This window comes from Lutibacter agarilyticus (assembly GCF_900188235.1).
Lineage (GTDB): Bacteria > Bacteroidota > Bacteroidia > Flavobacteriales > Flavobacteriaceae > Lutibacter > Lutibacter agarilyticus.
In genome coordinates, this window is record NZ_FZNT01000012.1 from 79,842 (window position 1) to 87,356 (window position 7,515).

Genomic DNA, 7,515 nt, shown 5'->3' on the forward strand with positions numbered 1-7,515 from the left:
GCAACATTTGAAATAATACTATGAGAGAGCTTAAAATAGTATCGTTAATTGTATTAGTGGTATTTATTTTTGGTTGTTCTTTAACTTTAATAGCAATGATTATATCTCTATAATTTTTACTAACTGAAATAAATAAAAGTATATAAAACATTTGAAAAAGAGAGTTTCAGAAAATTAGTCTTTGGGGTTGACTTAATTTTCTAAACAAAGAGAGTTGTAGTTGTAAAAGCAGTTCTCTTTGTTTTATAGCATTTGAGATAAATTATAGCGAACATTTAATAATTCCTGAATATCTTTTATAGGTTTAAAACAACCTTTTAGTTTTAGTTTTTCTGGTTTTGTTAAAGTATTTAATTCAATATACCTGCCAGAATCGTTGTGTTTAATTCCTTGGTTGGTGCGGTATCTCAACAAAATTTTAAAAGCATCAATACATGAAAAGTATAAATCTTTGTTTTGAGGTTCTTTTAAAATCAGCGCTTCAAAACGTTCAATGGTGTTGTTTTTATTTTTTAGTTGATGAGATAATGTTAACAAGCGGGCAGCATCAATTAACGGCATTAAAGCTCTGGCTTTTAAATCGAATTGGTCTTTGTTTTCGCCATTGTCTTCAACTAAAAATTGTCTAAAAAACCCTAATGGAGGCGGATTGATCAAAGCGTTTTTTCCTAAGAAATTTAAAAATATTTCATAAGAATCTATAGATTTAAAAATGCTTTTGGCTAATTTATTCACTAGTTTTTTATCGCCATATACCAAGTTGAAATCAAAAAATATGGTACACATCATAATTGCTTTTTCACTTGGTTGGGTAATCCAGCTATCAAATTGTTGTTTCCATTCATCTAAACATAAACACCATTTTGGGTTGCTTGCCATCATATCTGCTGGGCAATTCTCGTAACCTACTAAATGCAATTTATTGTTAATTTTTTGTGCTAATTTTAGAAAGTAGTTTTTAGTTACATTGTAATCTTCTGCAGCTACATTTTCAAAAATCAGCGCGTTGTCTTGGTCTGTAATTAGTAATTGTTCTTTTCTGCCTTGACTTCCTAATGCCAACCATCCAAATTTAACGGGAGGTTCAGTTTCCATTTCGTTTAAAGAAAATTCAATAACTTTTAAGGTAATAGTATCGGTAATTTCTGAAATAATTTTAGCAACAAACGCTATAGGAATGTTTTGTCTCATATAGCTTTTTAATAAGTTGGAAGTTTTTTCTCTAATATATTTTACAGCAGTAATATCTTTAGCGCGCTTTAATTCTTTAATTAAACCAGAAGGATTGTTGCCTTGTAAAACCACAATATCATGTTCACTCATAATACCAATCAATTCTGAATGTGGCGTGCCATCTTTTGTAATACATAAATGTGTAATTTTATGTTTTAACATGGCAATTTGAGCTTCAGCGGTTGTAATATTTTTAGACACCGTAATTACAGGCGAAGACATAATAGTACTTACTTTTTCTGAAATAGGAATTATTCCAGTAGCAACTTTCAACCGTAAATCTTTATCGGTTATAATTCCAATCGAATTTTTTTCTTCAATAATTAATATAGAACCCACCCGTTTAGCACTCATAATTTGTGCCGCTTCTTGAATGCTAGTGTTTTTTGAGCAAGTCACCGGATTTTTACTGTACTGAGCCGTTTGAAAATCGGTAAGGTTAATATTATTAGAATCTAGCGTATCAATATTTCCAAACAAAGCTTTCGTGTTTGCATAAGGAGTTTTAATATTTGAAGAAAAACTAGCAATTATATATTTGTGTACTTTATCGTTAACTTCAATAATTTCTTTTAAAATTTCAACAGGAATTGCATATAAAATAGATTCTTCAGTAGCTTTAGCGCTCATTAAATAATGATCGTTTTGTATTAAAGGTCGCAAGCCAAAAATATCACCTTCATCACAAATGTCAACAAAAATTTCATCATCATCCATACTTCGAAATAAACCTATAGCGCCATCTTTAACTATGTAAAAGTGAAAATGAGGCTGTTCGTTTTGATTAAAAACAACTGTGCCTTTTTCAAGATATTTGACTTTAATATTTGTTGAAATTTCAAGTAATTGCGCTGTGTTTAAAACGTCAAAAGGAGGGAAGTCTTTTAAAAAATCGAAAATACGTTCAGCAATAGTGTTTTTCATAGTTTTTGAAGTCATGAGAAACACTAAAAATACATTTTTTTTAAGACTAAAACAATAGTTGTTAGCGAGATAGGTTGTAATTTGTTTGAATAAGATTACTTAAGTTAATACCGTGATTTTTTTTGAATTTAGCTAACAGTTTCAAAAATAATTGTGCAGTTAATAAAGCATCTCCTGAAGCGGTGTGGCGATCGTGCATTTTTATGGAATAGCGCTCACACAATTCATCTAAACTTGCTATTTTTTTTAAATCGTTTGGACAAGATAATTTTTTATAAATATAATTGGTGTCTAATTGTTTAGAAATTAGCGGACCAATATTTAAACGTTCCAATGCTCGGTTAATCATAGTTACATCAAATTTAGTGTGATGCGCAACAATAACAGCAGCATCTAAATACGCTAAAAATTGAATGATAGCTTCTTCTTCTGAGACTTTTACTTCCGTTCCATTTCTTCTTATGCCATGTATTTTCACGGTTTCTTTGTTAAAAACATCCTGTTTTATATACACTTCAAAAGAATCGGAAACTAAAATTCTATTTCCTTTTATAGCAACTGCTCCAATGCAAAGCATACGATCGTTATCATAATCAAATCCTGTTGTTTCGGTGTCTAAAGCAACAAATCTAATATTGTCTAGGTTAGCGTAAGTTTTACAATTTTCAACTTTTTCAACATAAGTTTTCCAGTATTCTGGGTATTTTTTCTTTTTGAATAGATTAAACATGGTTATGGAATTTGAGATATGTTAAATCTTAATTTTAAGGATTCTTGTACGTTTTTTATAGGTTTAAAACAACTTTTAAGTTTTAACCTGTCGGCTTTACTCAAGATATTTATATCCACAAACTTTCCACTATCGTTATTTGTTAGGCCTTGTGAAGTTCTAAACTGTAATAAAATTTTGAAAGCATTGGCGCAAGATTCAAAAATATCACTATTCTGGGGTTCAACTTCCATTAGTTTTTCGTAACGTGCAATGGTATTATTTACACTTATTTGATGGTGTAAAGAAAAAATACGTGCAGCATCAACCAAGGGTCTAATAGCCCTACTTTTAATATCAAAATGATCTTTGTTTTCACCATCTTCTTCAACTAAAAATTGTTTAAAGAAGCCTAACGGAGCAGGGTTGTCTAAAGTGGCTTTACTTAAAAAACCTAAAAACACGGGTTTTTTATAAATGTATTTAAAAACACTTTTTGCCATTTTATCATATAAATGCGTGTCCCCATAAATAAATTCAAAATCAAAGAAAATAATACTGTTTAGAATTTTGTCTGAAGTTGGATGTTTAATCCAGTCTTTAAATTGAGATTTCCATTCGCAAACCGACAAACACCATTTAGGATTGCTAGCCATGATGTTAGCTGGGCAATATTCAAAGCCTACAATGTTTAGTTTTTCGGTTACTTTTGAAGCCAATTCTAAAAAGTACTTTTTTGTTTCAGCGTATTTTTCTTCGGAAATATTTTCAAAAACCAACGCGTTATCTTGGTCGGTCATCAATAATTGTTCTTTTCTACCCTGACTTCCTAATGCTAACCAAGTATAGGCAACAGGCGGTTCTACTCCAATCTCTTTAATAGATAGGTGAATTGCTCTTTTTGTAATTACTGTATTTATTTCTGAAATAACTTTAGTTACAAAATAAATAGGTATTTCTTGTTCAATATAACCTTGTGTAAGTTCAGAAGCTTTTGTTCTAATATACTTTAAGGTTTCGGCATCTTTTGCTGTTCGTATTTGTTTTGTTAACAATAGTGGATTGTTCCCTTGAATTAAACTTAAATCATGTTCAGCTAAAATTCCAACCAATTCTGTTTTATTAGTTCCGTCTTTAGTAATACATAAATGTGAAACCTTATGTTTTAAACGGGCCAATTGTGCTTCGGCAACAGTAATGTTTTCAGCAAAAGTAATCACAGGGCTTGTCATAATTGCTTCAACAGGATCGGTTATTTTAAATAAGCCCGTTCCAATTTTTGTTCTAATATCCTTATCAGTCATAATTCCAATAGGAATATTATCTAAAGTAACAACAATTGAATTAATAACATTGGCTGTCATTACCTTTGCTGCAAACTGAACGGTAGTTTTAGGTGAACAAGTTATTGGGTTTTGCGTGTATTTGGCAGTTTGTGTTTCAATAAAGCTATTTTCAACCTTTCTTATTGCTTCAATATTAGCAAAAAGTTTTCCTTTATGTTTATCTGTAAATGGATCGCGTGTATTGGTAGCGAAACTAGCAATTAAAAACTGACTTACTTTCGGGTAATTTAAAATAATATCGCTAAATAATTGAATAGGAATTCCGTATAAAATAGATTCTTCGTTAGCTGCAGCACCCATTAAATAATTTTCCTTCATTATTAGAGGTCGCAAGCCGAATAAATCTCCTTCATCACAAATATCTACAACGTGTTTTTTATCTTCTCCAAATCGGTACAAACGAACAGCACCTTCATATACCATGTAAAAATGTTCGTGCGGATTGTCGTTCTGGTCAAATATAATTTGATCTTTTTCAAAATAATGGATTTCTATTTTCTTTGAAATTTCGTACAAAGTTTCCTTGGGTAATAAATTAAAAGGAGGGAAATCTTTTAAGAAATCTAAAATACGTTCGGCAATAGTATTTTTCATACACAGTTTTTAGTTGGTAATGTAATTTTTAATGTTTTCAAATACAAGCGGATAATAATTATCGGTTCTCGGAACAAAATCAGGTTCTTTTACCTTCTCAATTAAATCATCCAAGTGAATAGATTTTATGGCTGAAACTTCTTCTTTTTGAATTTTTAACTGACTTATCTTAAAATCTATTTCACATACATATATATAATGTAGTTCGTTGTCAATTAAATTGCTGTGGTGTTCAATTCTTTTTTTAGAAATTCCAATAAAACAAAGCTGTTTTTCAGTAACAATTAACCCAATTTCTTCTTCAACTTCTCGCAAAGCAGCATCCAAAGGTTTCTCTCTTGCGGAAATATGACCAGCAACTGAAATGTCCCAAAGATTAGGAAATGTATCTTTGTCAGTAGCTCTTTTTTGAATGAGTACATTTTTATGTTTATCAAAAATCCAAATATGAACACTTGCATGGAAAATCCCTTTTTTATGCGCTTCAGATTTTAAACAAGTTTCACCTGTTCTTTCACCTAGCTCATTTAGTATGTCAATATATTCATCCATAGTATTAAAATAAAAAAGACAGCGAAAGCTGTCTTTAACTATTATTTAAAGTAACTAAAAGTTTCTCCGTCTTCAATTTTTAACAATGTTTCATAAATTAACTTAATTACATTTTCAACATCATCTTTATGAACCATTTCAACAGTTGTGTGCATATAACGTAATGCCAATGAAATTAAAGCTGAAGGAACACCGCCATTACTATAAGCAAAAGCGTCGGTATCTGTACCAGTTGCTCTTGAAGAAGCATTTCTTTGAAAAGGAATTTTGTTCTCTTCTGCAGTGTCAACAATTAAATCGCGTAAATTATTTTGAACAGCAGGGGCGTAACTTATTACAGGTCCATCACCACTTTTTGTTTCTCCCTCTTTCATTTTATTAATCATTGGAGTTGTAGTGTCATGACAAACATCAGTTACAATTGCAATATTTGGTTTAATAGTTTGTGTAATCATTTCTGCACCACGCAAACCAATTTCCTCTTGTACACTATTAGTTATGTACAATCCAAAAGGCAATGTTTTTTTATTTTCTTTTAACAAACGCGCAACTTCAGCAATCATAAAACCACCAACTCTATTGTCAATAGCTCTACAAACAAAATGATTCTTATTTAAAATAAAAAACTCATCAGGATACGTAATAACACAACCAACGTGTACGCCTAGTTTTTCAACTTCTTCCTTAGTTTTACAACCAACATCAATAAATATATTGTCTAATTTAGGCGTTTCTTCTTTTCCTGCTAACCGAGTATGAATAGCCGGCCAACCAAATACACCTTTAACAATACCTTTTTTGGTATGAATATTCACCACTTTTGAAGGTGCTATTTGATGATCACTACCACCATTTCTAATTACATATATTAAACCTTCAGGTGTAATGTAATTTACATACCATGAAATTTCATCAGCATGCCCTTCAATAACAACCTTAAATTTAGCATCAGGATTTATAACTCCAACCGCCGAACCATAACTATCAGTAATAAATGTATCAACGTACGGTTTTAAATATTCCATCCAAATTTTCTGACCTTCACTTTCATATCCAGTAGGCGAGGCGTTATTTAAATACTTTTCTAAAAAAGTCATTGACTTTTTATTTAATATATTTTTACTCATTATATAAATATGTATTATTTTAAAAAACGAATATACTAAATTGTAGCGTATACCAACAATTAAAAAAAATCGTTTTATTTATGATTGTATAAGTTGTAAATTTGACGTGCTTTAAAAGAGTTAAATATATATGAAGGTTTTTTGTAGAATATTTATAGCATTATTTATGTTTATGAATAGTTGTTTTGTTTTTTCTCAGGAAGAAATAAAGGACTCTATTCCTATTACTGAGAGATATATTGTGTTTGAAGGAGATACTTTATTAATTGAATTAGATGAAGTTTTATTATTGAAGACATTGAAGTTTGAAACAAGCTACGATCGTAAATACTACTATTGGTTTAGAAAAAAGGTGTTAAAAGCATATCCGTTTGCTAAAATTGCTGCGGAAAAATTAGATACTTTAAATGTAAGATTAGAAGAAATTAAGTCTAAACGAAGGAAGAAGAAATATACAAAGGAGGTTCAAAAGTATATGGAAGATGAATTTACTGAGCAATTAAAAAAACTTACACGAACTGAAGGACGCGTTTTAATTAAGTTATTGCACAGGCAAACAGGTATTATTACATTTGATTTAGTCAAAGATTATCGTTCAGGTTGGAAGGCATTTTGGTATAATACTACGGCAAATATGTTCAAGTTGTCACTAAAGGAAGGTTATGACCCTTTAAATAACCGTGAAGATTTTTTAATCGAAGACATTTTACAGCGCGCATTTGTAGATGGAATATTGAAAGAACAACCGTCAAAGTTACCTATAAACTATTTTGAGTTGAGTACCCAATCGGTAAAAGCACCTTTTCCGAAGCAAAAGAAGTAAGTTTTTTTTGCTATTCTATTGCGTATTATAAAAAAATCATGTAATTTAGTATCCTGTCTTTAAAAGAAATCTATTTCGATAAGTTTTTTATTGCATTGTAATCTGCGTAAAATCAGCGCTGTATATTTCACTTCAAAAAAACTTAATAAAAACCAGATAAAAAGTTTGTTTAGGAAAGGAAAAAGGTTGTACATTTGCAGCCGCTAA

General features: G+C 30.4%; 6 protein-coding genes. 1 reads left to right on the top strand and 5 read right to left on the bottom strand.

What is annotated here, in order from left to right; all coding sequences use genetic code 11:
* Positions 1-243 precede the first annotated feature (243 nt).
* From CHB67_RS16440 to CHB67_RS16460, 5 genes are all read right to left on the bottom strand, one after another.
* Positions 244-2,157 (bottom strand): DUF294 nucleotidyltransferase-like domain-containing protein, encoded by a 1,914-nt coding sequence (locus tag CHB67_RS16440; protein WP_089382906.1) that lies wholly within the window; start codon positions 2,155-2,157, stop codon positions 244-246.
* A 61-nt stretch (positions 2,158-2,218) separates the two neighbouring features.
* Positions 2,219-2,887: a 3'-5' exonuclease gene (locus CHB67_RS16445; RefSeq protein WP_089382896.1), complete on the bottom strand. Its 669-nt coding sequence runs from the start codon at positions 2,885-2,887 to the stop codon at positions 2,219-2,221.
* Positions 2,888-2,889: 2 nt separating this feature from the next.
* Positions 2,890-4,806, bottom strand: coding sequence for a DUF294 nucleotidyltransferase-like domain-containing protein (locus CHB67_RS16450; protein WP_089382897.1), 1,917 nt, complete (start codon positions 4,804-4,806; stop codon positions 2,890-2,892).
* 9 nt (positions 4,807-4,815) lie between these two features.
* Positions 4,816-5,358: an NUDIX hydrolase gene (locus CHB67_RS16455; protein WP_089382898.1), complete on the bottom strand. Its 543-nt coding sequence runs from the start codon at positions 5,356-5,358 to the stop codon at positions 4,816-4,818.
* 41 nt (positions 5,359-5,399) lie between these two features.
* A complete protein-coding gene (locus CHB67_RS16460) occupies positions 5,400-6,485 on the bottom strand; it encodes a M42 family metallopeptidase (protein ID WP_449405332.1) in 1,086 nt (361 codons plus the stop codon).
* A gap of 130 nt (positions 6,486-6,615) precedes the next feature.
* Here CHB67_RS16460 and CHB67_RS16465 point away from each other — a divergent pair, with 130 nt between their 5' ends.
* A complete protein-coding gene (locus CHB67_RS16465; RefSeq protein WP_089382900.1) occupies positions 6,616-7,308 on the top strand; it encodes a DUF4294 domain-containing protein in 693 nt (230 codons plus the stop codon).
* The last annotated feature ends 207 nt before the right edge of the window (positions 7,309-7,515 follow it).